The organism is Microbispora sp. NPDC046933, from assembly GCF_040644635.1.
Lineage (GTDB): Bacteria > Actinomycetota > Actinomycetes > Streptosporangiales > Streptosporangiaceae > Microbispora.
In genome coordinates this window covers 257,412-283,026 of the sequence record NZ_JBEYWW010000003.1, presented here as the reverse complement: position 1 = coordinate 283,026, position 25,615 = coordinate 257,412, and the positions used below count along the sequence as shown (strand labels likewise).

At 67.4% G+C, this 25,615-nt stretch carries 22 protein-coding genes and 3 pseudogenes; 10 read left to right on the top strand and 15 right to left on the bottom strand.

From position 1 onward, the window contains the following. Nucleotides 1–18: 18 nt before the first annotated feature. Nucleotides 19–276 (top strand): annotated as a pseudogene (locus ABZ857_RS05895) (transposase); the annotation flags it as partial. 162 nt (nucleotides 277–438) lie between these two features. Here ABZ857_RS05895 and ABZ857_RS05890 read toward each other — a convergent pair. Continuing rightward, nucleotides 439–1,019, bottom strand: a pseudogene (locus ABZ857_RS05890) (transposase); the annotation flags it as partial. Nucleotides 1,020–1,090: 71 nt separating this feature from the next. Here ABZ857_RS05890 and ABZ857_RS05885 point away from each other — a divergent pair. Continuing rightward, nucleotides 1,091–1,513: pseudogene (locus ABZ857_RS05885) on the top strand (transposase); the annotation flags it as partial. 642 nt (nucleotides 1,514–2,155) lie between these two features. Here the strand turns inward: ABZ857_RS05885 and ABZ857_RS05880 are convergent. Further along, nucleotides 2,156–2,890, bottom strand: coding sequence for a helix-turn-helix domain-containing protein (locus tag ABZ857_RS05880; RefSeq protein WP_357038133.1), 735 nt, complete (start codon nucleotides 2,888–2,890; stop codon nucleotides 2,156–2,158). Between the two features lie 79 nt (nucleotides 2,891–2,969). On the opposite strand from ABZ857_RS05880, the gene ABZ857_RS05875 reads away from it, so the two are divergent. The 6 genes from ABZ857_RS05875 to ABZ857_RS05850 are packed head-to-tail and all read left to right on the top strand — an operon-like array spanning nucleotide 2,970 to nucleotide 9,765. Further along, on the top strand, nucleotides 2,970–5,651 hold the full coding sequence (locus ABZ857_RS05875) for a hypothetical protein (RefSeq protein ID WP_357038131.1): 2,682 nt from the start codon (nucleotides 2,970–2,972) through the stop codon (nucleotides 5,649–5,651). Nucleotides 5,652–5,686: 35 nt separating this feature from the next. Next, nucleotides 5,687–6,673 (top strand): membrane dipeptidase, encoded by a 987-nt coding sequence (locus ABZ857_RS05870; RefSeq protein ID WP_357038128.1) that lies wholly within the window; start codon nucleotides 5,687–5,689, stop codon nucleotides 6,671–6,673. Nucleotides 6,674–6,684: 11 nt separating this feature from the next. Further along, a complete protein-coding gene (locus tag ABZ857_RS05865; protein WP_357038124.1) occupies nucleotides 6,685–7,485 on the top strand; it encodes an amino acid ABC transporter ATP-binding protein in 801 nt (266 codons plus the stop codon). Next, nucleotides 7,485–8,129 carry an amino acid ABC transporter permease gene (locus ABZ857_RS05860; RefSeq protein ID WP_357038121.1) on the top strand — a complete coding sequence of 215 codons (645 nt, stop codon included), beginning with the start codon at nucleotides 7,485–7,487 and terminating at the stop codon, nucleotides 8,127–8,129. The genes ABZ857_RS05865 and ABZ857_RS05860 overlap by 1 nt, the downstream gene beginning before the upstream one ends. Next, the gene (locus ABZ857_RS05855) at nucleotides 8,126–8,848 is read left to right on the top strand and encodes an amino acid ABC transporter permease (protein ID WP_357038118.1); all 723 of its coding nucleotides are present in this window, start codon (nucleotides 8,126–8,128) and stop codon (nucleotides 8,846–8,848) included. Before ABZ857_RS05860 ends, ABZ857_RS05855 begins: the two co-directional genes overlap by 4 nt. Nucleotides 8,849–8,904: 56 nt before the next feature. Beyond that, the gene (locus ABZ857_RS05850; protein WP_357038115.1) at nucleotides 8,905–9,765 is read left to right on the top strand and encodes a transporter substrate-binding domain-containing protein; all 861 of its coding nucleotides are present in this window, start codon (nucleotides 8,905–8,907) and stop codon (nucleotides 9,763–9,765) included. A 719-nt stretch (nucleotides 9,766–10,484) separates the two neighbouring features. Here the strand turns inward: ABZ857_RS05850 and ABZ857_RS05845 are convergent. The 13 genes from ABZ857_RS05845 to ABZ857_RS05785 form a co-directional block, all read right to left on the bottom strand. After that, nucleotides 10,485–11,030, bottom strand: coding sequence for a class I SAM-dependent methyltransferase (locus tag ABZ857_RS05845; RefSeq protein WP_357038112.1), 546 nt, complete (start codon nucleotides 11,028–11,030; stop codon nucleotides 10,485–10,487). A gap of 192 nt (nucleotides 11,031–11,222) precedes the next feature. Continuing rightward, entirely contained in the window at nucleotides 11,223–11,948 is a 726-nt protein-coding gene (locus ABZ857_RS05840; RefSeq protein WP_357038109.1) for a hypothetical protein, read from the bottom strand. Further along, complete coding sequence (locus tag ABZ857_RS05835; protein ID WP_357038107.1) at nucleotides 11,860–12,552, bottom strand: hypothetical protein; 693 nt, start codon at nucleotides 12,550–12,552, stop codon at nucleotides 11,860–11,862. The genes ABZ857_RS05840 and ABZ857_RS05835 overlap by 89 nt, the downstream gene beginning before the upstream one ends. Nucleotides 12,553–12,590: 38 nt before the next feature. Further along, nucleotides 12,591–14,684 carry a DEAD/DEAH box helicase gene (locus tag ABZ857_RS05830; protein WP_357038104.1) on the bottom strand — a complete coding sequence of 698 codons (2,094 nt, stop codon included), beginning with the start codon at nucleotides 14,682–14,684 and terminating at the stop codon, nucleotides 12,591–12,593. After that, the gene (gene brxD, locus ABZ857_RS05825; protein WP_357038101.1) at nucleotides 14,681–16,006 is read right to left on the bottom strand and encodes a BREX system ATP-binding protein BrxD; all 1,326 of its coding nucleotides are present in this window, start codon (nucleotides 16,004–16,006) and stop codon (nucleotides 14,681–14,683) included. Before brxD ends, ABZ857_RS05830 begins: the two co-directional genes overlap by 4 nt. After that, the gene (locus ABZ857_RS05820; protein ID WP_357038099.1) at nucleotides 16,003–17,589 is read right to left on the bottom strand and encodes a hypothetical protein; all 1,587 of its coding nucleotides are present in this window, start codon (nucleotides 17,587–17,589) and stop codon (nucleotides 16,003–16,005) included. Before ABZ857_RS05820 ends, brxD begins: the two co-directional genes overlap by 4 nt. Further along, the gene (locus tag ABZ857_RS05815) at nucleotides 17,590–18,465 is read right to left on the bottom strand and encodes a protein phosphatase 2C domain-containing protein (RefSeq protein WP_357038096.1); all 876 of its coding nucleotides are present in this window, start codon (nucleotides 18,463–18,465) and stop codon (nucleotides 17,590–17,592) included. It abuts the gene before it with no gap. A 31-nt stretch (nucleotides 18,466–18,496) separates the two neighbouring features. Next, on the bottom strand, nucleotides 18,497–19,168 hold the full coding sequence (locus ABZ857_RS05810; protein WP_357038093.1) for a VWA domain-containing protein: 672 nt from the start codon (nucleotides 19,166–19,168) through the stop codon (nucleotides 18,497–18,499). A 10-nt stretch (nucleotides 19,169–19,178) separates the two neighbouring features. Beyond that, entirely contained in the window at nucleotides 19,179–19,709 is a 531-nt protein-coding gene (locus tag ABZ857_RS05805; protein WP_357038089.1) for a hypothetical protein, read from the bottom strand. Continuing rightward, nucleotides 19,706–21,403 (bottom strand): hypothetical protein, encoded by a 1,698-nt coding sequence (locus ABZ857_RS05800; RefSeq protein WP_357038086.1) that lies wholly within the window; start codon nucleotides 21,401–21,403, stop codon nucleotides 19,706–19,708. Before ABZ857_RS05800 ends, ABZ857_RS05805 begins: the two co-directional genes overlap by 4 nt. Nucleotides 21,404–21,583: 180 nt before the next feature. Then, nucleotides 21,584–22,183, bottom strand: coding sequence for a hypothetical protein (locus tag ABZ857_RS05795; protein WP_357038083.1), 600 nt, complete (start codon nucleotides 22,181–22,183; stop codon nucleotides 21,584–21,586). Nucleotides 22,184–22,194: 11 nt separating this feature from the next. After that, nucleotides 22,195–23,217, bottom strand: a complete 1,023-nt coding sequence (locus ABZ857_RS05790) for an ADP-ribosylglycohydrolase family protein (RefSeq protein WP_357038080.1) — start codon at nucleotides 23,215–23,217, stop codon at nucleotides 22,195–22,197. Between the two features lie 3 nt (nucleotides 23,218–23,220). Then, nucleotides 23,221–23,859 (bottom strand): DUF4352 domain-containing protein, encoded by a 639-nt coding sequence (locus ABZ857_RS05785; RefSeq protein ID WP_357038077.1) that lies wholly within the window; start codon nucleotides 23,857–23,859, stop codon nucleotides 23,221–23,223. A 206-nt stretch (nucleotides 23,860–24,065) separates the two neighbouring features. Here ABZ857_RS05785 and ABZ857_RS05780 point away from each other — a divergent pair, with 206 nt between their 5' ends. Continuing rightward, a complete protein-coding gene (locus ABZ857_RS05780) occupies nucleotides 24,066–25,004 on the top strand; it encodes a serine/threonine-protein kinase (RefSeq protein ID WP_357038074.1) in 939 nt (312 codons plus the stop codon). A 13-nt stretch (nucleotides 25,005–25,017) separates the two neighbouring features. Continuing rightward, on the top strand, nucleotides 25,018–25,578 hold the full coding sequence (locus tag ABZ857_RS05775) for a hypothetical protein (RefSeq protein WP_357038071.1): 561 nt from the start codon (nucleotides 25,018–25,020) through the stop codon (nucleotides 25,576–25,578). The last annotated feature ends 37 nt before the right edge of the window (nucleotides 25,579–25,615 follow it).

Below are 25,615 nucleotides of genomic sequence, written 5' to 3'. Positions count from 1 at the left end.
CCCGGGAGGAGTGCACAAGTGCCGATGTCACGTCCGCCGTATCCGCCGGAGTTCCGGCGGCAGATGGTGGAGCTGGTCCGCGCCGGCCGGACGCCGGAGGAACTGGCCAAGGAGTTCGAGCCGACCGCGCAGTCCATCCGTAACTGGGTGGTCCAGGCTGAGCGCGATGAGGGCCGCCGTGAGGACGGTCTGACCAGCGCGGAGAAGCAGGAGCTGGCCCGGCTGCGGCGGGAGGTCCGTCAGCTGCGGGAAGAGCGGGAGATCCTGAAGAAGGCCGCGGTTTTCTTCGCGTGAATATCGTCGAGACCATCCCGGCGGGTTCGCTCGTTTTTTCGCTGCCCCGGCAGGTGCTGGTGGCTTGTCCTGATGTGCGGCCCGCCGGGGTCCGGCCGCCGGTGTGGCTTGATAGGAGCGTGCGACGGCTCGATTTAGGCGTGCCCGCTCCACCCGCTTGTGGTTGACGCGAGCCCCGTCCTGGCGCAGCTCAGCGGTGATGCGGGGGCTGCCGTAGGTCCCGTCGAACTCGGTGTGGATCTGCCTGATCCGGTCGGCGAGCTCGGCGTCCGCGGCGGCGCGGGCCGCCCGTACGGGCGCGGCCGAGCGCCAGCGGTAGAACCCTGAGCGGGACACGGCAAGGACGCGGCACAGTCGCTTGACGAAGGCGCCGGCGTGGTCGGCGACGAACTGGAAGCGACTCACCAGTTGGTCTCCCCGGCGAAATACTTGGCCGCCCGGCGCAGGATGTCACGCTCCAGCTCCAGTTCTCGGATCCGGGCCTTGAGCTGCTTGTTCTCCTCTTCCACGTCGCTCGACGGTAGCGGGGCCTGCAAGCGCTTGGGCACCGGCCTCGCCTTCGCCGGCGCGGTGCCCGCCGCCTGGGCCTGGCGCACCCACAATCGCAGCGTCTCCCGGCTGATCCCCAGATCCCGGGCCACCGACGTGATCGTCCGGGCCGGGTCCGACAGATACAACGCGACCGCGTCAGCTTTGAACTCAGGCGGATAGACCTTCATGACCACCAGGAACTCCTCGGTCTCCAGATCTCCATGATCTGGCACTCAAGGTGTCCACACATCGGGGGGGAGGGCCCGAACGCCCGCACCCGGGCGCCCAGCTGCGCTTCACCGACATCAATGGGCACCGCTTCACCTGCTTCGTCACCAACACCCGCCGTGGCCAGCTCGCCGACCTGGAACTGCGGCACCGCCGCCGCGCCCGATGCGAAGACCGCATCCGCGCCGCCAAGGACACCGGGCTGCGCAACTTGCCGCTGCACGACTTCACCCAGAACCAGATCTGGGTGGAGATCGTCGCCCTGGCCTGCGAGCTCATCGCCTGGATGCAGATGCTCGCCCTGGACGGACCGGCCCGCCGGTATGAGCCGAAACGGCTGCGGCTGCGCCTGTTCGCCGTCGCCGCCCGCCTGGTCCGCGGCGGACGACGCCTGCGTCTGCGCATCGCCGCATCCTGGCCCTGGGCCGGCCGGCTGGTCACCGCTATCACCCGGCTCTAGGCACTCCCGGCACCGACGTGACCAGCACCAACCCGCCCCGGCAACCCAGGAAGGACACCCCCGCGGACCCGTGGAACCCCGCCCACCCGGCGCGACAGCCGGGCCACCAGGCTGACCACGGCGGCGATTTCACACTCCAGCCGAACCGCTCAGCCAGCCACCAGATGGGCACGAAAGATCGAGGCTAAAGGTCCGCAGCATAGACCCGGAACCCTTGATCAATATAAATTAAGGGGTCAGTGCCGGTCAGCGGCCCTGCCCAGAAGGTGAAGAACCCCAGGGTAGAACCGCCAACTCTCCAAGAAGCAGGGTTGCCGTAGTTGCGGGGCCATCTGCGGCGCCAGCCAAACGGTTTCATGCACCGCCCACACTGTCCTCCCGGACCCGCATAACCGTCGCCTGGTCCGCAATACGAAGCCCTGCCCGCCCTGCTTGATGAGCATCCCGGCAGGATTCGAACCTGCGACACCCGCTTTAGGAGAGCGGTGATCCTTCAGCTTGAGCCCTGGCCTTAATCTGCCTAAACGCCTTAATCGGCCCTCGTGTCTTGCTTGATCATTTCGCGTATAGTTCGCGTCCATCCAGGTTGTAGAGCCCCTTGTGCTGGCTCACCCAGAACGCTCGTCAGAGGTGAGGCCGCGATCATTGCGAGAAATAGGGAATTTCGTCCGGCGGCTCGGGCTTCAAGAGAGCTTCCTCGGTTCGGGCCCGAGCGTTGAATAGTTCCGACACCGCATCTGGAATGGACATCCGCCCGGCCGGTGCGATGACACTCAGGGCGCCGAGACACCTTTCCCCGCGCATAATCGGGACTGCGACCGCCTCGACCTCGTCACCTAGCCACTCGTGGTTTCGGATCTCACCGTATCCTTTGCGCCGAGCTTCCTCAGCGAGGGTCATGAGCTCATGACTTAAGTCGGCTCGAGCCCGAGGATCGAAAGCGAGCAAGACCTGTCCTGAGGCCGAATCGAGGCCCAGGTGACGCTCAGGATTCCGGTGGATCAGCGGACGCCGTGGCTCCCGCCTCTCGATGATCAGGACCTCATCGCCGTGCAGGATGGCGAATGAGATTGGCTCCTGGAGCACTTGCACCAGCTCCTCCATCGTGCGGAGAATTGCGCGCGGAGTCCCGCTTTTCTGTGCGACGGCCTCCGCGAACAGCACTGCCCCGTACCCGAGGCGGTAGCGCCGGTCCTGGTCCTGCTCAAGCCACCCCGTTCTCACCAGGCTGGTCAGGTACTGATGCGTTGCCGGCCGGCTCCAGCGGAGTACTTCCGCCATCCGGGCCAGGCTGACCGACTCGGTGTCCTCCTGGCTCAGCGCCTGTAGCACGTCGATGGTCTTCACCACTGTTTGCAGCATCGGCGTCCCTGCCATCGTGTGCCTCCTCGCCCTCGCGGCTCACCGTAACGGCTCCGCTCGCCTTGTCGCCCGGGGTCTGGCCACCGTTCACCTATTGACGGCAACCGCCGGCCCTGCTTCGATGCTCAATCAAACATTACAGGACATCTATCAAACAATATTTGATCTCAACGTCACAGTGAACGAGCAGCCCGAAGGGAACCCGGCTGAAGTGGCCAGATGCACCATCCAGGAGATCGCCGACCCCGCTCGGGTCATGGACGCGCGTCGACTCGGAGCGTTGCAGCCGACGCGACTGAGCGCGTCCAGGGCATTCATCAACACCATGATCCGCGACGGCTGGACCATCGAGCAGGACTACCTGGAGCTAGACCCGCACGGCAACGGCCGGGCTCGCTACACCGTGAACACTCCTCAAGGCCGCATCACCTTCCTCGGCTGGCTGAACCAACCGGTGGCCGGCAACCGGACCGGGCGGATTGTCGGCACGAGCTGGGACATGATCGGCTCGTTGGTCGACGGTATCGCCACGGACGAGCAGGTCGAGGTCACCGGGCGCGAGATCCACAAGCTCTACGAGGGCCGCGCACCCGAGGGCACGCTCGTTTGGTTCCGATCGAACCAGTCTCTGCGCATCTTCCAGCATGTGCGCGAGTCCCTGGCCGCCGGACGTCAACCCGACGCCGCTGCGATCAAGAAGGTCGGGTACCTCATGCGCAACACCGGCCTGGACGGCAACGGGACGTTCGGCACCACCTCGTTCCAGGCAATCCCGGCTGGTCATCCGCTCTCGACGTCGTACTTCGCACAGATGTTGGCCGCCTATCTGATGCGTGAGCTCTCGGTCGATGTGGTCGAGGAACTCGCGCGAATCGACAACCCCCGGGGCGCGGTCCGGCTCTCCCGTGAGACCCGGAGCGTCATCGGCGTGGGCAACGGCTCGGCGTTGGGCCTCGTGATGTTCGTCTACAACCGGCCTCGCCTCATCCACGCGTACCTGGCCGCCTACGTCGAGGCCCTCGAGCACGTTCTGTCGGAACCGATCGACGCCGGCGACCCCCGCTACGAGACGTTGGAGCGGCTGCTGGACCGGGCCATCTCCTACCGTTCCCTGGAGAACACCAAGTACCGGGTGTTCACCGGTGGCAAGGAGCACGCGGCAGACCTGCGGCGCATCCGCACGGTCGTTCGTGCTGCTCGCCGAGGCGAACTGCACCGCGAGCAGGGTGAGACGTCGCTCGCGGCTGCACATCGTACGATCCGCGATCGAGTCAGCCCAGACGCCGAAGCGTCGTTCAACACGATCTTGTTGGAGATCATCCCCGAGTACTGCGATCGGCTGGTCCGGGAGCGGCTCGTCTTCGACGAGACCTTGATGCTGGATCCGGCCACACCGGTGTCGAGTGTGCTGAAGGCTCTGGATGCCAGGTTCCAGTGGGCTCTGCAGCTCCCGCTGAACGACGAGGAACGCCGTGACCGGGTGTGGTACCAGTCGCGCGCGGCCGAGGAGCCGCGCTCCGGTCCGCGCCACGAGGTGACCGATGCCCACGAGGTGGTCCCCAACTATCCCGTCAAGACACGCGAGTTGCGGGCGGAGCTCCTCGTTAGGCCAGCCGATGAGCCGATCGGTGTGCTGTTGGCAGCTCGTCCCGACCTGGAGTACATCACCCGCCTGGTGTTGTCCTTGGCCACGAGTCCCTACGCGGTGCCCCACGCCGACCCGCACGACTCCGATTTCGTGCCGGCCTGGCTCATCAGACTGATGAACTCGTTCGTGCACGGCCTGGACCGCACGGAGGACTACCTCAACCGCAACATCTTGGGGCTGATCTTCGAGGGCGCGCCCTTCCGGGACGAGCTCGCCGGCGCCGATCCGAGCGGCTGGTGGTGGTCGTACCGGTCCGTCAACCCTGCCTCGACGGGTGCCGTGCCAAGCACACCGCCCGCGCCGGCACGGGCAGCTCGCTCCGAGAGCCCGATCAAGATCGCCCCGAGGGAGACCCCCTTGGTGGCCCCCCGATCCCCCGAAGGTGAACGCCTCACCCTTCGGCACCGTGAGGTGCGGCTCATCTCCGGTCGTGCGATGCAGGCCCTCCGCGTGCCCGAGGGCTCGTGGCATGGGGCCCGCGACTTCTTCGTCTCCGCGCTGATGGCCGATCCCGCGGTCGCACACGCCTTCGGCGCCTTGCTGGCCAGGTCTCTCGACTCCGAAGGCAACGCCGGGCCGTGGATCGCGCCCGTGGTCACTCGCGCAGACAGCGAGGTGATGATCGACGGGGGCGGGCAGAGTCTGCTCGTGCTGGGCCATGTGCTCGTCAACGTGCTCGGTGCCGCCGCGACCACTGCCGGCATCACCGCGAGGATCAGCCACGTGGACCCGGACCGTGCCCTCCCCGGTCTGCTGCTGGCCCTGAACCAGTACGGGGTCGACGGCGAGGTCGTCTCGGAGGGCGAGGGCGCCATCGTCCTGGTGGTACGCCGACCTATGGCCGCCGACGAGGTGGCCGCGCGGTACCACGCCGCCCTCGATCGCTTCATCCGAGACGGCGTCGATCTGCCCGCCCAGGCTTGGTGGGACGTCTACTACCCTTCGCACGCCGGCATGTACCCCGACACGGACATCTCGCGCCAGCACACCGGAACCATCAAGGACGTCTACAAGCCGGGACAGCGACTGACGAGCCAGTTCGATCCAGAAGAGGTCCTCACCTTTGAGGCCCCGGACGACCGAGACGAGTCAGCCTATTTTCTCGGTGCCGCGTCCTCGGCCTCCTGACCTTCCTCTCTGCCTACGAGAAGAGAAAACACGGCATGATCTACGTCGACAGCCTGCTCTGCACGCCCTTCGAGATGGACCACCCCGATCAGCGGCCGGCCCTCGAGCAGCTCCGCGCCGGTGGCATCGGATGCTTTGTCTCCACCCTGGCGTGGTGGGAGGACGCCGCCGAGACTATGGACAAGCTCGTCAAGTGGCGGTACATGGCGGAAGACAACAGCGACCTGGTGGAAATCGCCTACACCGTTGCCGACATCCGGCGGATCGCAGCCAGTGGCCGTACAGCCATTCTGCTGGGGAGCCAGAATCTCTCATTCCTATCCGGCCGGCTGGGCTTCGTCGAGCTCTTCGCGCGGATGGGGATGAGGGTCGGGCAGCTGACCTACAACATCCAGTCCGATATCGGCGGTTCCTGCTATGAACCGACAGATTCGGGCCTCTCCCGCTTCGGCAAGGCCGTGGTCCGCGAGATGAACCGGGCCGGCATGGTCGTCGACCTCTCGCACGTCGGCAACACGACGAGCGTCCAGGCCATCGAGCACTCGGACGCTCCCGTCGCGGTCACGCATGCCAACCCCTACAGCCTCGCCCCGCATGCCCGCAACAAGTCCGATGACGTGCTCGACGCACTGAAGGCGAACGACGGCATGATCGGGCTGGCCGTCTACAGCAACATCGTGGGTGAGTACACGACGCCCGAGAAGTGGTCCGAGATGGTGGCGTGGACCGTCGATCGGATTGGACTGGACAAGGTCGGGATCGGCACCGACTTCGAGCAGACCGGGGGTATGCCCTACCTCACCTGGATGCGGCAAGGCCGTTGGGCGCGGGAGAAGCAGTACGGCGCCGGCAGCAAGGACAACCCGGGGAAGGCCACGAAACTCGACTGGATCCAGAGCCCTGCCGACTTCCCCAACATCGAGAAGGCGCTGCGGGCACGTGGATTCTCCGAGGCCGAGGTGGTCGCGATCATGGGGGAGAACTGGCTGAACTTCTTCGACCGCACCTTCCGGACCCTTTGAGGAGCTGCCTCATGTCGATGCACTCAGACGCCAGCGCAACCGCCACCGCCCACCAACTCGGTCAGGAGTTCGTGCGTGCCGAGGGGCTGGTCAAGGACTTCGGGCAGCACCGAGCGATCGACAACGTGTCGTTGTCCGTCGCCAAGGGTGAAGTCATCGCGCTGATCGGACCCAGTGGCGCCGGTAAGAGCACTCTCCTGCGCTGCCTCAACCTGCTCGAGACCCCAGACAGCGGCAGCCTCGCGATCGCCGACAAGCGGATCGTTTTCGGGACCGGGCAGGTCAAGCGGCAGCAGGTCCTGCGCCTGCGCCGACACACCGGGATGGTGTTCCAGTCTTTCAACCTGTTTCCTCATCTCACCGCGCTGAAGAACGTCTCCTTGGCCCAGATGCGAGTGCTTGGCCGGTCCGAGAAGGAGGCCACCGAACGGGCCCTGGCCCAGTTGGATCGAGTGGGTCTGGCGTCGAAGGCGAATGCATACCCTAGTCAGTGTTCCGGTGGCCAACAGCAGCGCATCGGCATCGCCCGGGCCCTGGCCATGGATCCGGACCTGATGCTCTTCGACGAGCCGACCTCCGGCCTCGACCCCGAGGTCGGTGCCGAGATCCTCGCCGTGATGCGCGAGCTGGCAGCCGATGGGACGACGATGCTCATCGCCACCCACGAGATGGAATTCGCTCGCCACGTATCAAACCAGGTCGTCGTGATGGTGGATGGCGCCATCATCGAGCAGGGACAACCAGAACAGGTCATGTCCGCGCCTGCCCACGAGCGAACGCAGAAGTTCCTCTCGGCAGTGTTGGGGCGCTGATGGGCACGGCACTCGGGCTCATCGCCGAAGCGATCTGGTTGACACTCGTCCTGACCTTGGTGTCGGGCGTGATCGGCGTCGTCCTTGGCGCACCCCTCGTGCTCCTGGCGCAGAGTCGGCTCCGTGTCCTCCGATTGATCTATGCGACCTTCGTCCACGTCGTCCGCGGTGTGCCGGCGCTCGTGTGGCTCTTCATCATCTTCTTCGGTATGGCGGAACTCAAGGTCGTCATCCCCGCTCTGCCCGCCGCGATTGTCGCCCTGGGAGTCATCTCCACCGCCAGCATGGCCGAGATCTACCGGGGCGGGCTTCAGGCCATCCGCTTCGGCCAATACGAGGCGGCGTGGTCATTGAGCCTGAGCCGCGTCAGTGTCGCCAAGGACGTGATCCTTCCCCAGCTGTTCCGCGTGGTGAGCCCGACGGTCGCGACATACTTCGTGGGGCTGATCAAGGATTCGGCGCTCGCCTCCATCATCGGTGTCGGTGAGATCACCTACGTCACCAGCCAGCAGGTGGAGCTGCACGGGAACGGTCTGGTGCTGTACGTCTTCGCGGGCGCTCTGTACCTCGCCCTGAGCATTCCGCTCGGCGTCCTGTCGCGCACCATCCACACCCGACTGACGCGGAGGTACGCGGTCGTATGAACAACGTCACCCCGCTGTCCTGGCTCTGGCAGTGGCCGCACTGGATTCCCACCTTGCTTCCTGGGCTCGGCGTCGCCCTCCTGCTCACGGTAATCAGCTGTGGCGTCGGATATCCCATCGGCTTCTTCCTGGCACTCCTGACGGATGCGCGCTCCAAGGCCGCGAACTGGGTTGCCCTCGTCCTTGTCGAGGCGGGCCGCGGCATACCGATCCTGGTGCTGCTCTACGTCGTCTACCAGGGATTGCCCTCGGTCGGCATCCTCCTCGACGCGTTCCCGGCAGCCTGCATCGCCTTCGTCTGGTCGGCCGCTGCCTACTCCGCAGAGATGATCCGCTCGAGCATAGCGGCGGTGCCGCGAGGACAGACCGACGCCGCGGACTCGCTCTCGATGAGCCGCTTCGACACCTACCGCCACATCGTGCTGCCGCAGGCCGCCAGGATCTCGATCCCCCCGCTGGTGAACCTCACGATCACCATGTTCCACGCGACCAGCCTCGCCAGCGTGATCACGGTGAGCGAGATCATGCACATCGCCTACCAGCAGGGGGCGATCTACTTCAACTACATGACCGTGTTCACGGCCGCCGCGGTCATCTACCTCGTGATCACGGTGCCTATGGCGATCTTCGCGGACTGGCTGTCCAAGCGCCTCGGCGGTGTCACGACGGTTCGTCAATCGGTCTTCCGGCGTCGCGTGTCGGTGACCACCGGAATCTGACACCGACGCTCCTGTCACCACCACACACGAATCACCTACCCGAAGGGAGACCACCCATGAGACGTCACTTCGCCATCGGTTCTGCGCTGCTTGCCCTTGCTTCCCTGGCCGTCGCCGGCTGCAGCGGCGAATCATCGAGCGCGGACTCCAACAACGTGTCCGCCTCGTGCACGCCGGCCCACCCCGGCCTGACCACCATCGAGAAGGGCGTGCTGACGGTCGCCCAGTACCCGTATCCACCCTTCTCCATGTACGCCGACGGCAAGCTCACCGGCGTGGAGGGTGACGTCCTCACCAAGATCGCCGAGATGGAGTGCCTCAAGATCTCGATCGTTCCTGGACTATCCGCAGCCATGATCACGAACGTCCAGACCGGCAGAGCTGACACGACGCTGGGCAGCTGGTACCGGACCAAGGCCCGCCAGGAGGTCGTGAACCTCAGTGCCCCCATCGTGACCTCCCCCCTGGCCCTCGTCTCCAAGAACGGGGCGGACACCGTCGACGCCATGTTGAAGATGAAGATCGGAACGGGCACGGGCATGGTGGCCTTGCAGGACCTGCAGAAGCTGTTTGGCGACGAGCTGAAGGCCTACCCGGACACGGATGCCCAGATGACCGACCTGAAGGCCGGCCGCATCGAGGGGGTCGTTATCGGACTTGGTGCCGCCGTCGGGGCCCTCCATGACCATCCCATCGAGGGAGCGAAGATCATGCCGATCCAGCCGGACCCACGCATCGGCTCCACGGCATCTCCGGGCCAGACCAACTTCCCGACCAACAAGTCCAACAAGGCGCTGGGCGAGGCGATTGACGATGATATCGAGAAGATCCGCTCGTCGGGCGGGTTGAAGAAGATCGCCGAGAAATACGACTACCCGGTCGAGGCAACCGAACCCGGCACGCCGAACCTGCTCTGATGCGCTGAGGATGCCAACGTCGCGATCTCGAACCGACCGGCTTCGGGCTTCCGGATCTCCTCGACTCCCGACAGCGCGTAGGGCGATGGCTGTGTCGACCTGCAGTGGTCCCACCGTGCTCTTCTGATTGGGACCCACCACGAGGAGGGGGCCAGGTGGTAGTTCCCTGCCGAAATGGCCCCACCCCGCTTCTTGCGAGTTTTAGAGCTCGGCTGGAGAGGAGAAGCAAGATTCAGTCTTCCCCGTTCCCCGGATAGCTGCCCGTCTGCAAGCGGGGCCGGGGGTGAGGCAAGGGTCGGCGGAGCCGATCACGTGTGACGCCGTAGGCGCCCTTGACGCACCCGTCCGGGAGCGGATGATGCAGTCGCCGGGGATCGTGCGGAGGATCACCCAGCCCCATCATCGGGAGCCATGTCGCATTGGTGGGTAGCAACCGATCAGTCTGTGCTAGGGCCGCTGCTGCAACTGCCTCGTCGGCGATCTGGAACATTCCCAGGCGATCCCTAGCACTGGAATGTAGTCAGGCAGGGGATTGGTCCTCCTCTGTATGTCCCAGGCCTCCCGATCTCGGCGACGCGTGACAACTTCAACCGGAACCGACACCCTCGGCCGAAAAGCACAGGTCAGACGGGGTAAGGAGCGGTGGGGTGCCAGGGACTCGAACCCTGAACTGACGGATAAAAGTCCGCAGCTCGGGGACCCGCTTCACGGCCGCCAGCTTATTGATCCCGACCCGTTCTCATAATTGCTCGCCAAATGGTGGCGACGGACTCGCCGGAGGCGGCTACTCGGATGAGTTCTCCGTGGGCTTGCAGGGTGGGGAGGATGCATTGGTGGTCGAGGCGGGGGTGTAGGTCGGCCGGGCCGAAGCGGTGGCGGGAGTCGTGGGGGAGCAGGTTGACCACCACGTGGTCTCCAGCTTGGAAGAGCAGCGTCGCGAGGGCTTCGGGGTCGTCGGCATGGCCGAGGACGTCGACAGCGTAGACGAGTTGGTAGTGATGGTCGCCCAGCTCGCTCAGACAGTGCACCCGGCCGCTCTCTCCGAAGTCGTGGTCGAATCGCAATCGGGCGTAGGCCAGGCAGGGGTTGTCCAGGTCGTAGGCGTGGACTTCGTAGCCGGCCTGCAGTAGTGCCTGGGCGTCGAGGGCGACGCCGCAGCCGATGTCGGCGATGCGGCTGAGCCCGTGCTCGTCGGCGAAGTCGAGCAGGGTGCGGAAGAAGCCGTCCTTGGCATCCATGTAGTGGAACCAGGTCAGGTCGTACAAGGAGCCGATGCTGCGCTGGTAGAAGTGCGGGTGCAGGCGTGCCCACTCCTGGTCGAGGAACCGGCGTAGGCGGTCGAAGTCGGTGAGCGCGGGATCGAAGCGTGCGCCGAGGTAGGTCGCCAGTCGTTGCCATGCCGTCTGGATGTCGGGGTACGTCCCGCTCGGTCGGTCATCGGGCAGGTCCCTTCGTCGTCAGCGGAGCGTCGGCGGCATGCGGTACGGCTTGCCGGGCTCCGGTGGCAGCGGCCCGCCCGATCGCCTCGATGACCTGGAGGACGTGCAGGGCAAGTCCCCTGTCGCCTGGGCTCGGGCTCTGTCCTTCAGTGCGTCTGCGAGATCGAGGAGGCCCATGCCACGACCGACCACATCGACGCGGGGAAGGGCCGGGGCGAGGGAATCCCAGGTGGTCTCGCCGCGGTGGCGGAGCCGTACGATCCCGTGATGAAAGTTGGGGTCGGGCAGGACGAGGGTGCCGTCGGTCCCGTAGATCTCCAGATGGCGGGTCGTCCCTTGGGCGTCGAAGCTCGTAGTCACCGTGACTGAGGCTCCATCAGCAGTCTGCAGGAGCGCGTCCACGTGGGTGGGAGTGGTCGAGGTGAACGTGTCTCCGGAGACCTTGGTGCGGAGCGGGCGTGTCACAGCGCTGGCTCCGCGTACCGAGGTGACGGGGCCGAGCAGGTGGATGAGGGTGGTCAGGTAGTACGGACCCATGTCGAGCAACGGGCCGAGGTCGTAGATGGGCTCCGGGTGGGGATGCCAGCGTTCCGGCCCGGGGGACGGCAGGGCCGCCGAGTCGCCTTGGACGGGCCAGGCGTCACAGATATGCAGGTCACCTGACCTCGGATGCCAGGCGCGGAGGTTGAGGGTGTCGAGCCGGGCGGACAACGCGGCGGCAGCGTCGGGGGTGTCGCACCACACTCCGATGTGGCTCGCGTTGCTTCCCTCGATGGGAAGAACCGCTCCCACTTTGCCCGCTGGTGATGCGGGGGAAGTCCAGGACGCCGGGGGTGGCGCGGTCTTCGTCGGTCAGGCGGGACTCCCACAGGGCCAACGAGTCGGCGTTGATGCCGCAGACCCGGACGAGGGCGTCCTCGAAGCGGCAGACGGCGTGCGGGTTGCGGGGCCGGGCTCCGTCGTTGTACGGCTCCCGCCGGGCAATCACGTCGGCTTCGTCATCCCCGGGCCATTCCGGCGCGACCAGCACCCGTACGTGCTCGGCCCGGTAGCGGAACCCGGCGTGGAACTGCTCGGCGGCCTGCCACGCGAGCCGTTCCACGAACAGAACAGCGACCTCCGGCGGAGCCGCGGTGAGAAGTGCGGCGGGGACGAACAGCCGGTGCACGGCGTTGTCCCGGCCGCCGACAGTCCAGCACCCGGGCGCCACGCCACCACGGGTTGCGGCGTCCCGGTTGAGCGTGGCCAGGGTGTGCGGGTCGGTGGCGAAAGCGGGGATGTCCGGCACCAGGCCATCGGCGATCATGCCCTTCCGCTCGGCCTCGGGCAGGAACGACGCACCGATCATGCGGTGATCGGATTCGGGCCATCGCCAGATCCGCATGCTCATCGGAGCGTGAAATGCGCTGGCTCCGAAAGCACGGCAGCCGCTGCGGGGAGGTCTGCCAGACGGGTCGCGAGCGTCTCGACGGCGAGTTCGCGGGGCAGCAATGCACTGAACTTGAGGCCGTTCAGCGCCCTGTCGTCGATACCGGGCTGGCTGAGTTCACGGGCGATGTCCTGTCGCCATCCGGTGCCGGTCAGGTCGCTCCTCAGCCTGACGTGCAGATCGTCCACGCGCTGGGTCGGATCGGCGAGCGGGCCTAGCGTGGCTTTGATCGTGGCGTTGGCACGGTATCCGGCCCAGGTCCACCACTGCAGGTCGCCGTCATTTCGCGCGATCACTGTGCCGCCGGGATGGACGAGATCACGGCTGTCTTCCCGTATCCGTGTGAGTCCGCTCACCGCCCGCCGGGTGAGCATCACCGGAGGGTCGGCGCCCAGGACGACGTCCCGCATGGCTCGCGACAGGGCGAAGGACGCGCCGCCGGACATCGAGGTCGCCCAGCGTGCCTTGCCGCCACCGCCTTCGACGGGCTGGACGAAGCACCGCCGCCGTTTCCAGTCGATCCAGTCCACGACCCAGGTGCGGCCGGCCAGCAGCAGGAGGCGCGGCCCCGAGACGGCGGACGTCAGGAGACCGGGATCCGTCCGGCCGATCTCGGCGTTGCCGCGCAGGACGGTGAACTCCGGCGGGGCCGTGAACACAGCGGTCAGATCCATGAAGTTCCGGCGGCCGAAGCGCTGCTCGGCCTGAGGGCCGAGGAGCAGAGCGCCGCCGTCTCGCTCGAGAAAGCCCTGGGCGATGAGATGGTCGAGCACCGGGCGCGCGTGCTGCTCGCGGAAAGGGCCGAGGCCGTGCCACCAGTCCGGCCAAAGGGCGTCGCCTATGCGGCCCTCCTGCAGGGTGAGTGCGAGGAGTTGCTGCGCGACGATGTGCCGAGGCGCGGGCGGCGGCTGCAGGGGCTCGACATAACCCGTGCTCCACAGCAGCAGGAGCCCCGCTGAGGCGAGGAGGTCCTCCGGGGTCAGGGCCAGGACGAGGCAGTTGCGCTTGACTCCCGAGCGCCTGCCCGTGCGTCCCAGGCGCTGGAGGAAGGACGCTACCGACCACGGAGCGTTGATCTGGATGACCCGATCCAGGTCTCCGACGTCGATGCCCAGTTCCAACGTGGAGGTCGAGACGATGACGCAGTCGCGAGACTGGGCGAAGGCCTCTTCCGCGCGTCGGCGCTCCTCAGCCGAGAGGGAGGAGTGGGAGAGGAAGGTTGTGACGCCGTGGTCCCGCAGCAACTGACCGAGCTCTTCCACCATCCTGCGGGAGTCGCAGAAGACGAGCCGCTTCTCGCCCTGATGCAGGGCGGCGATGATGCGGGCGGCGTTGGCGACGGACCCGACGTGGTCGAGCTCCACATCGGCGGCTCCGGAATCCGCTCCCGTGTCCGGGGCGATCACTCCCGCAGGTCGGCTCCCCGCGCCCGACCCCTGGAGCCAGGAAAGCAGTTCGTCAGGATTGCCCACCGTCGCCGACAGGCCGATGCGCTGGAGTGGCCGTCCGGCCAGCCGGGTGAGGCGCTCCAGGACGGCGAGCAGGTGCCAGCCTCGATCGTCGCGGGCGAAGGCGTGCACCTCGTCGACCACGATCGCCCGCAGATCCGCCAGCAGGCGGCGGTGGTCCACCCCGGTGCTGATGAGCATGGCCTCCAGGGACTCCGGGGTGGTCAACAGGATGTCGGGTGGATCGCGCAGGATCGCCTGCCGGCGGGAGCCGGACACGTCGCCGTGCCAGAGCTCGACCCGCCTGCCGAGCCAGCCCGCGTACGCCTGCAGGCGCGGCACCAGGTTGTTGAGCAGGGCCTTCAGCGGGCAGACGTACAGCACCGACAGGCCGGTCCAGGTCTGTTCCTCCATCATGGACAGCAACGGGAACGTCGCCGCCTCGGTCTTGCCTCCGGCCGTCGGCGCGATCAACAGTGCGTCATGCCCCTCGCCGATGGGGCCCAGCGCCTCCTGCTGCAGCGGCCGCAGCCGGGCCCAGCCGAGCGTGTTGGTGAGGTGGTACGCGATCGTCGGGTGCAGTGCGAGGGCCGGCGAGGTCACGGCAGGTCGAGCTCCACATCGTCCGCGGAGACCGCCGGGCGGCCGCGGCGGAACGCGTTCAGCTCGTCGTCGTTCAGCTCTCCCTCCGTGACCGTGACCTGCCGGTAGTCCCGCCGAGGGTCGAAATCCTCGTGGTCCGAGACCCGGTACAGCACGTCGGCGACGAGTTTGCGGAGGAAGATCCGGGGCGCCACGCCGGCTCCCAGGTGTCCGGCGACCGCGGTGGCCAGGTCCTTGACGTACGCGTCGTCGATGAGGTCTCTGATCCGCCGCTCGGCGGGATCTCCCTGGGCGTACAGGTCGCGTACGACGCAGCCCAGCTCGACCAGCTTGTCCCGGTCGAAACCGGTGAGCCTGATCTGCACCGCCCGGGCGGTGTCGAAACGCGCGTCGGTTTTGAAGTCGACATGCAGCCGCTGGGCCAGGGCCGGGGACCGTTGCACTCCCTGCTGACCGTCGTAGAAGGCGGGAGTGCCGGTGATGACGAGATAGAGGCCGGGGAAGCGGCCCTTGTCGATCTCGTCGATCAGCTGCCGAAGCGTGTTGAGGCTCCGTTCGCGGTTGTCGCTGCGCATCCGCTGCAGGGTCTCGACCTCGTCGAGCACGACCAGCAGTCCCGGGTAACCGCAGTCACGCAGCACCACGAGCAGGCCTTGCAGGAAATGCAGGGCCGCGGTCGAGTCGACGTCCCCCTTGAGCCCGGCATAGCGGCGGACGCTGGATGCGACGTTCGGCTCACCGCCCACCCAGGCGAGCAGGCCGTCGGCAGTCGCGTGGTCACCCGACAGCCGGGCCCGGCGGTAGAAGCGGAGGGCGGTCGCGAACGCCGGTGCGTTCTTGGCGGTCTCGGCCAGCCGCGACTCGATGAGGTCCTCGACCGCCGTGCTCATCGCCCCGCGGTCGTTCTTCGCGACCCCGGCGTCGTCCTCCAGAGCGAGAAGCCATGTGTCGACGATGTCCCGCAACGCGCTCGGCGGTGAACTCGCGGTGCTCAGCCCACCGATGAGCGACCGGTAGACGGTCTCCAGCCGGTGCAGGGGCGTGGTCCGGTCCGAGATCTGGATCTCGCTGGTCGCCATCTTCTTTCGCTTGGCCCTTTCGGCCAGCCACCGGGCGAAGAAGGTCTTGCCCGAGCCGTACTCGCCGCGGACCGCCTTGAAGCCCGCGCTTCCGGCAGTAACCGCTGTCAGATCGTCGTCGAGCGCCTTTTCGAACCGCTCCATGCCGACCGCGAACAGGTCCAGGCCGTTGCGCGGCACGGTCCCGCGGCCCAGAGCGTCGATGATCTGCCGCCGCCTTGCCCGGCTCACCTTCGCCGTCACGGCTCATCCTCCTCAAGGAACTGCTCTTCCAGCAGTCGCACGTTCAGTTCGACCGTACGGTCGCCGTCCTTGAGCATGATCACATCGGTCTGCTCCACGTTGAGCAGGTTCTTCAGCGCCCGCATCAGCAGGACCGTCCTGTCTGCGGTGTCTGCGAGCAGCGCCGCGATGTTCGCCACCGAGTCGCGTCCGGTGCCCGCGGCGAGGTGGTCGATGAGATGGGCGACCTCGTCGTCATCGACGACGCCGCCCCGGGGGGCCAGCCGCCGCTGTTCGGCATAGGTATCCGAGGCGATCACCCGCTGACCGAGGGTGGGTAGAGCTGTCGCTGCTGTAAGAGGTGCCGTCGGCTGGGCAGGTGGTGGTGTGGCGGCGGTTCCCGGCTCCAGTGCTGGGGTAGGGACTGCCGGTGCGGGCTGGGAGCGCGCCGGTCCCTGCGCCACAGGGAGGTTGCAGACGGCCTGGCCCCCAAGTCTGGAGACCTGTGGCTGGGGCGCGGGCTGCCGCCTGTTTCCGTCCCTGGCGGGGGCCGTCGGTCCACTCAGAGGAGGGACCGGCGTCCGACTCCGTTCCGTGGGCGGCAGGGACGGTGGCTGCGGTAAGGACGGTCTGCTTCCCGGTGCCGGCCTGCTGACGGGCACACTGATACGGCCCGCGCCCGGCAGGTGGATCGGGGCGGCAGGCCCGGAGTGCACGGACGGCTGTGACCGAGGGGGGCGGGTCACTGCGATGCGCTTGCGGCCGAGCAGAGCCAGCACCCACTCGCCCGCGATCGGGCGGGTGCCGCGCGGGCCCTGCGCGCGGGTGAAGAGCTCCCTGACCGCGGTGACCACATGGTCCGGCAGGCCGGGGAGCAGCGCCGGCTCGTCACCGGGCCGCACGGACGCGGTCCGCGAGAGCACCCGGCCGATCAGCAGCGCGAGCTTGTACCGGTCGGTGTCCAGCTCCGGCCCGCTGGAGGGCTGGTAGGGATCATTCCAGTCCGGCGTGTGCGCCTGCCGTAACACCGGTTCCGCTCCGTGCCGACGCAGGCCGTCGCAGTCGAGCATGAAGACCTTGTACGGCTGACCCGGGCGCCACAGGAGGTTCCGGAAGGAAAGGTCCCCGACGATCCACCCATATGTGTGCAGCAGGTCGATCAGCTTGGCGGCCAGCGTCGCGATCTCGAGGCGGCCGTCGATGTCCGGCTGGTGCAGGTCCTGCCACGCCCAGTTCGGTTCGTACAGCAGATACTGCAGCTCGACCAGCTTGGGCTTGCCGCCGATCGTGCCGTAGAAGTCCTTGGGCACGTGCGGCATCAGGAAGCCGGTCACCTGGCCTCCGTGCACTACCCTCGCGACAGGCCAGGCGCACTGGTGCAGCAGGGTGCGCACTTCCGCGGCAGTCTGGCGGTGACCGAACTCGACGAGCTCCGCAAGAGCCGCGCCGTTCACCTGGCCTGCCTGCGGCATGTACTCCTTGTAGACGAGGTTCTCCGGTCCCAGCACACGGGTGACCACTCCTTGGCCGCCCTTGTCGAGAGGGTCGGATTCAAGGGGCAGCGTGGCACGGTGCCGGTCGAGCGGATGGGGGGTGAAGGCCATTCAGAGCCTCCAGATGCACACGGCGGTCCGGTCGTCGTCGTGCGTCTTCGCCCGGAAGCTCATCTGCCAGAAGAATTCGGGCAGGGACGGCGGCCGGCTCCACCAGCTCGCCAACCGGGAGCTCACCTGCGGCCCCCGCATCGGCTTGGCCAGGCCGTCGGTGCACAGCAGCAGCATGTCGCCCGGATACAAGTCGGCATAGCCGACTTCCACATGCTCGATGTCATGGGGCAGCGCGTGGGTCGCCGAGGTCGCAACCCCCGTATCGGCATTGTCTTCGCCGAAGCACGATGTCCAGACCCCCCTATGCAGGTGCCACGCCATGCAGTCGCCGACCCGGACCAGCACGGCGCGATGCACGGACGCCTCGGGCACCTCCTGGACTCTGGCGGCGAGGAACGTTGTAGACAACTCGTCCGGCGGCATCCCGCGTTCGTCCGCCCGGTTGCGGATCTCGCCGGCGACGCCGTCGACGAAGCCCCGGGCGTCCGTCACGTAGTCAGGGTCGATCGGCAGCGTAGAAAGATACGCCTGCGCGACCTCGCAGGCCGTGGCCGCTCCGACGTGTGAGCCCTCCTTGCTGCCCAGTCCATCCGCCACACAGGCCAGCAGCGTGCGGTCGCCGTCGTGCCAGAGCCCCATCGCGTCCTGACGTACGGTGCCGTAGTAACGGTGCGCGTCCCCTCGGATGGACGCGGCACGCACCTCCAGCCCGGGCAGCGCGGCACCGTCGATTTCGGTGTCCGGCCGTCGCACGGCCGGCAGCGGACCCGGCTGTGAGATCACCCGCGGCTCACGGCCGATGACGAGCGGCTGGGGGAATCCGGGCACGGTCTCCGCCGTCGAGGGCGCCTCGTACTCCTGGACCTGTTCCATGTGCGGTTCCTCTTCCGGCTACGGTTCGCGGTCAGAGCGGGTCGGGAGCGAGGACCGTGTAGCCCTTCACCTGGTCGGGGATGATGATCTGCGGAGTGCCCGAGGGGTTCGAGGACGACGCGACGGCCGACTGGACCACGGAGTTGAGCAGCTGCCGCGCGAACTCGCGGAGAGCCTGTGTCGGTGACATGTCGCCGTTGGCGATGAACGCCCGGAACGTGGCCACCTGCTGCAGAGTCGCCGGGTCCACGTCGCCGAAGCCGAAGGCCAGGATGGTCGGGTGAGCCCGGAAGCCGTGGCTGACCAGGTCCTTGTGCTCCACGTGCCAGTCGTCCGTCGGGAGCCCGTCGGTGAGGAAAAACACCGTGGGCCGGTACGGCGCGTGCCCGGCCTGCTTCAGCCCCGCGATGTCCTGCTCGATCGTGCGCTTGAGCAGGGAGAACGCGGCGCCGTAGCTGGTCGCGCCGCGCGGGGACAGCTGCGGGATGGAGTGCACGTCGTTGAGGTCGGCCAGCGGGAGCAGCACCTCGGCGGTGCTGCTGAACCCGATGATGCCGAGCCTGGCCCGGTCCGCGACCACGGGGTTGCTGGCGATCTCCTGGTAGATCAGGGGAAGCTCTTGGTTGATGGCATCGAGGGGCGGTCCCTGCATGGAGTACGACTCGTCGCAGACCAGGTAGAAGGGGAGTACCTGTTCGCTCATCAGGTGGTCCTCAGCTTTGAGTGATGGGGGAGCAGCCGCCGGAGACGAAGTAGATCTCCATGGAGATCGACCCGCTCGGGGCGGCGAGGTCATGGAAGTTACGGGTGGCCGCGGTCTGGAAGATGCCGGGGAACGCCTTACCCGCGGCCGCGTTGACTCGTGTAGCCAGATGGACGCCTTCCCCCGCGCCGCCGTTGGCGCCGAAGGTCAGCACCATGCCGGCGTGCCGTCCGGCCAGGCGCTTCCTGTGCTTGAGCAGCTCTCGCCTCACCGTGCCGAGCAGCTCGGTATCCGAGGCGCCGGAATTCACCCGGAAGGAGATCTTGGTGGGCTTGGCGGCCACCCCGGCGGCGCGGGTGACGCAGGGCGATGGGGACGGGCTCGGCGAGGGCGACGCGGTTCCCTTACCCGCGAGGGGCTTGGCCGGGATGGGGGGCGGCGCCTGCGCGCCCAGCATGATGATCGTGAGCCCCAGCAGGAGGTCGGCGAACAGCCAGCCTGCGAGGAGCAGCGATGGGGCCGAACCGCGACGCCTGATCACAGGTGCCATCCCTCGGCCCGCTCGCCGCTGTTCTCTTCGATGCCCGAGGTGCTGCCCGTGTCGAGGGGGGCCGAGTCATGCCGATCGCCCGTGGGGCCGGCCGAGGCCGAAGTGTGGGTCGGGATCGCTACGGCATTGGCGCGGGCGGATTCCCCGGCGCCGGTGGCGAGGCCCGCGGTGACGGCCGCGGCGGCCTGCCGTACCGCCTCGTCCAGCCGGGCGATGGCGGCCTGTAGCGCGGCGATCTCGGGGCCGGTGACCTCACGGACGGCTGCCGGAACCTCCTGGAGAGACCGAGCCAGGTCCGCGGGCAGCCGGTCCAGGGCGTCCCGCGTCTCCTCGAGCAGCCGTACGGTGCGACCGGCGGTGTCCGAGACCATCTCGATCCTCGCGGCGTGCGCGCTCGCGGTCCCGGCCCAGTCGTCGAGCGCCTCTCTGATGTCGGCTCCGGCACCGCCGAGCACGGCGGAGAGGGTTCCGCTGCCGCTGGTGAGGGCATGACTGATCCGGTCTCCGCTCTCGGTGGCTGCGGTCTCCACCCGGCCCACGGCGGAACCGATACCGGCCGTCGCGCTCACCAGCTCGCCGACCCGCGCGTCCAGGCTCGCCGCCGTGTCGCGTACGGCCTGTCCGGTCGAATCCGCCAGGTCCCGCACCGCCTGCCCGGTCGAGGTTGCGAGGTCACGGACGACCTCCCCCGTGGATGCAGTCATGTCGCGTACGGCCTGTCCGGTCAGGGTTGCCAGTTCGTCGAGCGACTTTCGCACCCCGGTCGTGGAGTCGAGGATCACCGTGCCGAGCCGGTCGCCGACACGGTCCACCGCCACGTCCGTCTTCTCGCCGACGGAGTCGATGGCGTAGGCGGTGCGCTCGACCGACTGCAGGAGGGCCTCCGCGGCGGAGGAGACGGCGGCCATGTGCTTGTCGAGGGTCGCGATCGAGTCTCGCACCTCGGCGACGCCCGCCGTCAGCGCATCCGTGGCCTGGCCGGTGGCCTCCAGCGCTTTCTCGAGTTCCTCCACGACCTGCGTGTGGACCTTGCTCATGGTCCTGCCGACCTTGTTCAGCTCGCTCGCGCTCTTGGTCAGCTCGGCCTGGAACCGAGCCGGCGAGGCCAGCTTCACCTGACCGAGGTGCAGGGTCGCTCTGGTGAGTGCGGACAGAAGGCGCGGTCGCAGTTCTTCTTCCTGCTCGCTCGCCCGCTCGTCCTCCCACCGGTGCATGTAGCGTTCGGCCAGAGTGACGGCGATGAGCAGGCCGATCGTGCTGAGCGTCATCACGGCTACGTTGTCGAACTTCCACAGGCTCGCCAGCTTGCCGTCGAAGCCCCGCTGCCACATCTCAAGGAAGGGACGGCGCGCGGCCTCGACCCCTCCGGACGCGAGGGCCTCGCCGTACGCCGTGGTCGCCTTCTTCAGTCCCAGCCACGTGATCGTGATCGGGAGGAAGACCAGTACGGCCTGAATGTAGTAGATGAATCTGACGATCTTCTGCCAGGCCGGGGTGGACTGCACGATCACCTTGACTGTGTCCTCTGGTGGGAAGGCGGCGAACAGGTCCACCTCGCACCACAGGTCGGCCTTACCGGGGTCGTCCAGCGCGTCTGCCAGCTCTGTCAGCTGGTCCGCGCGGGAGGACAATGCGGGATGTCCGGCGAGCTCACGGAGTTCGGCGGCAAGCTCCTGGTCCGTCACGGAAGACCGACGTCCTCTCGTCAGATTCGGGTCAGCGTCAAAGGGGATTCCGGGTGGACCGGTCCAGACGCGATAAATCGGCGTGATCTTCCCGATTTCGTGGTGCAAGTGTCAACTATTGGCCACACAAATGGTTAGAAATGCCTATGCGACCAGTGAGGCGAAGGCGGCTCGTGGCCTTCAGTTCCGGGTGAGGGTCCAGGCACCGTCGGCGTGGACGGTGACGAGACGGGTGGCGACGGGCAGGAGGGCCTTGCCTCTGTACCTGCCGATCTCGTTCAAGAGCAGGTCTCCGTAGGAGCCGATGCGGGTGTAGGCGTGCACGATGAAGTTGGACTCGCCGTTGTGCGCGGCACGGACGGTGTGCAGACCGCGGGTGGGGGAGAGCTTGAGGACCTGGTCGCCGGCGCCGCGGATCGTCGCCGAGCACCAGCAGCGTGCCTTGGTCAGGGGCAGGAACGTCGCCGTCCACGATCCGTCGGCTTTGATCTCCAGCCCGCTCGTGCCCCTGGTGCCGTAGTCGTTGTAGAGCACTGTCCCCTCGTAGGGCCCGATCTCGTTGACCAGGTACTCCCCGGCCCTTCCGCGCGGGTCGACCGTGTGGACGATGAAGTTGGACTCGCCGTCGTGGGTGAAGCGGATTAGGCCGGGCTTTTTCGTGGCGTGGATGCGGACGACGTCGTCACCCTCGCTGCGGTAGGTCGTGTCGGCGTGGGCGGCGGCAGGCGTGGTGAGGGCGGCGGTGGTCAACGCCAGTACGGCGAGCATGCGGCGGAACACGGGCGTTCTCCTCAGAGGGGGTAGCGGTCGGTCCAGTAACCGTGTGTGGTGGGTTCTGTCAGGAGGTCGTAGGTGATCTTTACGAGGGTCTGGCGGCCTTCCACCGTGTCGAGCCATTCGGCGGGCAGGAATCTGAACCCGTGCTGGGCGCCGAGGATGTTGCCGCAGATGGCGCCGGTGGAGTCGGAGTCGCCGGAGTGGTTGACCGCCAGGAGGAGGGCCCTTCTTGGGTCGGGTTCGGCCAGCGCGCAGTAGACGGCGATTGCGAGAGCCTCCTCCGCGACCCATCCCGCCCCGAGGGATTCGACCGCTTCAGCTGTCGGCTCGGGTCCAGCCAGGTGGACAGCGGCGCGCAGAGCGCTGACGGTCTCCTCGTGCGCGGGGTAGCCGGTGAGGCGGCCGAGTGCCTGTCGTACGGCCTGCTCCAGGGAGTCGCCGCGAACCAGGTCGTGGATGATCGCGGCGAATGCGCCGGCGGACAGCGAGGCCGTGGGATGCCCGTGGGTGAGGTAGGAGCAGCGGGCCGCCGTCTCGAACGGGTCGAACACCGACAGTCCGAAAGGCGCGGAACGCATCACGGACCCGCAGCCCTTGGAAAGCGGGTTGATCTCACCGATGGCGCCAGGGGCGGGGACGTCCACGTGCCGCCCACTGGCGTACAGCCCTGACAGGCAGGCCATGCCCGGCGCCCGTCTCGCGTACAGCCAGCCCTCCTGCCTGAGCCACCCGTTGCGTACGACCTCGTCTGCGGCCGGCGGCTCGGGGAACTGCTGGGTGTCGAGCCAGCGGAGGTAGGCGTTCCGGACGGCCTCGACGGGGTCGATGCGGTGAAGGCGTGCGCGGATCAGCCCTTCTGCCGTGAACAGGGTCATCTGCGTGTCGTCGGTGACCTCGGTCGAGACCATGTCGCGTAGTCCGTCCGGTCCGTGAACGGCGCGTATCTGCGCCAGGGACATGAACTCGACGGGGTTGCCCAGAGCGTCTCCGATGGCACCGCCGAGCATGCAGCCCATGACGCTGGAGTAGTAGCCCATGCCTCACCGGGCCAGGGAGACGGTTACACCATCGGAGAACATCGAGTCGTGCAGCTCGACCGCCGTGAGCGTGACGTCCTTGGGCACGTCGAACAGCAGGATGCCGTTGACCGCGTTTCCCGGGTTGATGTTGTTGAGGAACGCGTTGGAGTCCTTGAGCCCGAGCGCGGCGGCTCCGGAATCGGCGTCGAACGTGCGGCCCTTGGCGTCGATGAGCTTCTGCGCCGAGTCGCTGAACATCTGCGCCTCCTCGCCGATGTTCTTCACGGTCAGGTGGATCAGGACGTACTGCCCCTGGGCCTTCGAGACGGTGAAGCCCTCGCCGACCTGGGACAGTCCCTTCTCGACCTTGCTGACCTTGAACGCGAACTTGCCGTCCTTGACCACGTCGCCCAGCCCGGGGACCTGCGGCTTCCTCGGCTTGCCGGTCTGGGTGGTGCGCTCGGGTGTCTCGGTCAGGCTCACCCGGGTGTCGGTCTGCCCGCCGCCCTTGAGGACCGTTCCAAGGACGATCAGGCCCATGAGCACGGCGGCGCCGACCAGGAGCGCTTTCAGACAGCCGCCGCCCTTCTTCTGCACGACGACGGTCTGGGAGTAGGGCGGCGGGTAGCCGTGCGCCGGCTGCTGGGGGTTCGAGTGCATAGGGAGGCCTTCTTCGTCGTTGCCGGCCGGGAATCCACGGCGGGGGTGTGAACGAGGACTGCCGCAAGTAAAGCATGCTGTGAACTACGCACACAAGTTAATCGACGGTTGCTCTGATCCGACTTCTGTGTCATGTTTCTTGCGGCGCACAGAGCGGTGAATCCGCTCGAACTGGTCGCGCCTCGTGACATCAGCACGGAGGGTGCGTGCAGCCGTTGTTGACGGGCGATCCGCACCGGATCGGTCCATACCTGGTGGTCGGCCGTCTCGGTGTGGGCGGCATGGGGGTTGTCTACGCGGCCTTGGACGGCTCCGGCCGGCGTGTGGCGGTCAAGCTCGTCCACGAGGCCCTGTCGGTCGACCTTGAGTTCCGTCGCCGCTTCAGCAGGGAGACCTCCGTACTCGCCGGGGTCGAGGGAGCCTGTCTCGCCCGCGTGCTCGACTCCGACCCCGGGACGGAGCGCCCGTGGCTGGCCACGGAGTTCATCCCCGGGCCCACGCTGGAACAGCACGTGCAGGCCGAGGGGCCGCTGACCGGAGACGCCCTGTACGGCCTGGCCGCCGGGGTGGCGGAGGCGCTCGTGGCCATGCACGCCGCCGGGGTGGTGCACCGCGATCTCAAGCCGCCGAATGTGATCCTCTCGCCGCAGGGGCCCCGGCTCATCGACTTCGGCATCGCCAAGGTCCTCGACTCCACCTCGATGACACACACCGGCACGCTGATCGGCTCGCCCGGGTGGATCAGCCCCGAGGAGTACGGCGACGGCCATGCCGGCACCCCGGCCGACGTCTACGGCTGGGGCCTGCTGGTGCTGTACGCGACCACGGGCGAGCCGCCGTACGGCACCGGCCGTCCCGAGGTGCTGGCCTACCGGGTGCGCGAGCAGATCCCTGACCTCCAAGCCGTGCCGGAGGACCTGCGTGACCTTGTGGGCCGGGCACTGGCCAAGGACCCCGCCAAGCGGCCCGCCGCTGCCAACGTCCTCGCTGTGGTGTCCGAGACCTGGCAGGGCGAGGAGCCCGAGACGGAACCGGGCGATGTCACCTCGTTCATCCAGCGGACCTGGGTGCTCCCTCCGCACGAGACGCCCGACTGGCCCGAGGTCAGCGTCGCTCCCGCTCCGCCGACCAGACTCCTGCAGTAACGCGGGCAGGAGGGTGTCCTTCAAGGGCGTCTCACTGACGCTCCCCAAGGGCTGGCGGATGACCACCGACGGCGACGATCGGGCCTGCGTGGAGTCTCCCCGGTCAGGGGGAGTCGACGGTCCCTGGGACTTCTTCTGCCGTCCCGATTCCATGGCTATCGAGCTCACGTCCACCAAAGATGGCTGGCCGGGTTTCGGCATCGAGGACTCCGAATTCGGCTTCATGTGGGGGGAGCACGTGCCCTGCCTGACGGGAGGGGGCGTGCTCCGCGATCCCTATGGATCGAACTCGGAGGACGAGGGAGAGTCGGGGCTGTACTACGGCATCGATCCCTGTGCCTCACAGCTCGTCCACTCCGGGCTCGCGAAGATGCGTGACGGCAGGAAGGCGTACTACCGGAAGTGGCAGGTCGCCTGCGAGGTCAACCTCGGGTACACGATGATGATCTGGTACCTGCCGCAGTCGAAGGTCGCCTTCTACGTGCTGAGCGCGCATCCGGAGGACGAGAAGGGCTACAAGCAGGTAATCGCTTCGGCCGACCTCAGGGGCTACAAGCATGCGGCTAAACTGTGAACGGCATACACGTGGATCCTGACGGCGTAAGCCGGGG

What these genes read in the sequence shown, in the direction of transcription:
- ABZ857_RS05880 (WP_357038133.1), bottom strand. Translation starts at nt 2,890, where the DNA reads ATGGCAGGGACGCCGATGCTGCAAACAGTGGTGAAGACCATCGACGTG.
- ABZ857_RS05870 (WP_357038128.1), top strand. Translation starts at nt 5,687, where the DNA reads ATGATCTACGTCGACAGCCTGCTCTGCACGCCCTTCGAGATGGACCAC.
- ABZ857_RS05865 (WP_357038124.1), top strand. Translation starts at nt 6,685, where the DNA reads ATGTCGATGCACTCAGACGCCAGCGCAACCGCCACCGCCCACCAACTC.
- ABZ857_RS05860 (WP_357038121.1), top strand. Translation starts at nt 7,485, where the DNA reads ATGGGCACGGCACTCGGGCTCATCGCCGAAGCGATCTGGTTGACACTC.
- ABZ857_RS05855 (WP_357038118.1), top strand. Translation starts at nt 8,126, where the DNA reads ATGAACAACGTCACCCCGCTGTCCTGGCTCTGGCAGTGGCCGCACTGG.
- ABZ857_RS05850 (WP_357038115.1), top strand. Translation starts at nt 8,905, where the DNA reads ATGAGACGTCACTTCGCCATCGGTTCTGCGCTGCTTGCCCTTGCTTCC.
- ABZ857_RS05835 (WP_357038107.1), bottom strand. Translation starts at nt 12,552, where the DNA reads ATGATCGGTGCGTCGTTCCTGCCCGAGGCCGAGCGGAAGGGCATGATC.
- ABZ857_RS05820 (WP_357038099.1), bottom strand. Translation starts at nt 17,589, where the DNA reads ATGGCCTTCACCCCCCATCCGCTCGACCGGCACCGTGCCACGCTGCCC.
- ABZ857_RS05815 (WP_357038096.1), bottom strand. Translation starts at nt 18,465, where the DNA reads ATGGAACAGGTCCAGGAGTACGAGGCGCCCTCGACGGCGGAGACCGTG.
- ABZ857_RS05810 (WP_357038093.1), bottom strand. Translation starts at nt 19,168, where the DNA reads ATGAGCGAACAGGTACTCCCCTTCTACCTGGTCTGCGACGAGTCGTAC.
- ABZ857_RS05790 (WP_357038080.1), bottom strand. Translation starts at nt 23,217, where the DNA reads ATGGGCTACTACTCCAGCGTCATGGGCTGCATGCTCGGCGGTGCCATC.
- ABZ857_RS05785 (WP_357038077.1), bottom strand. Translation starts at nt 23,859, where the DNA reads ATGCACTCGAACCCCCAGCAGCCGGCGCACGGCTACCCGCCGCCCTAC.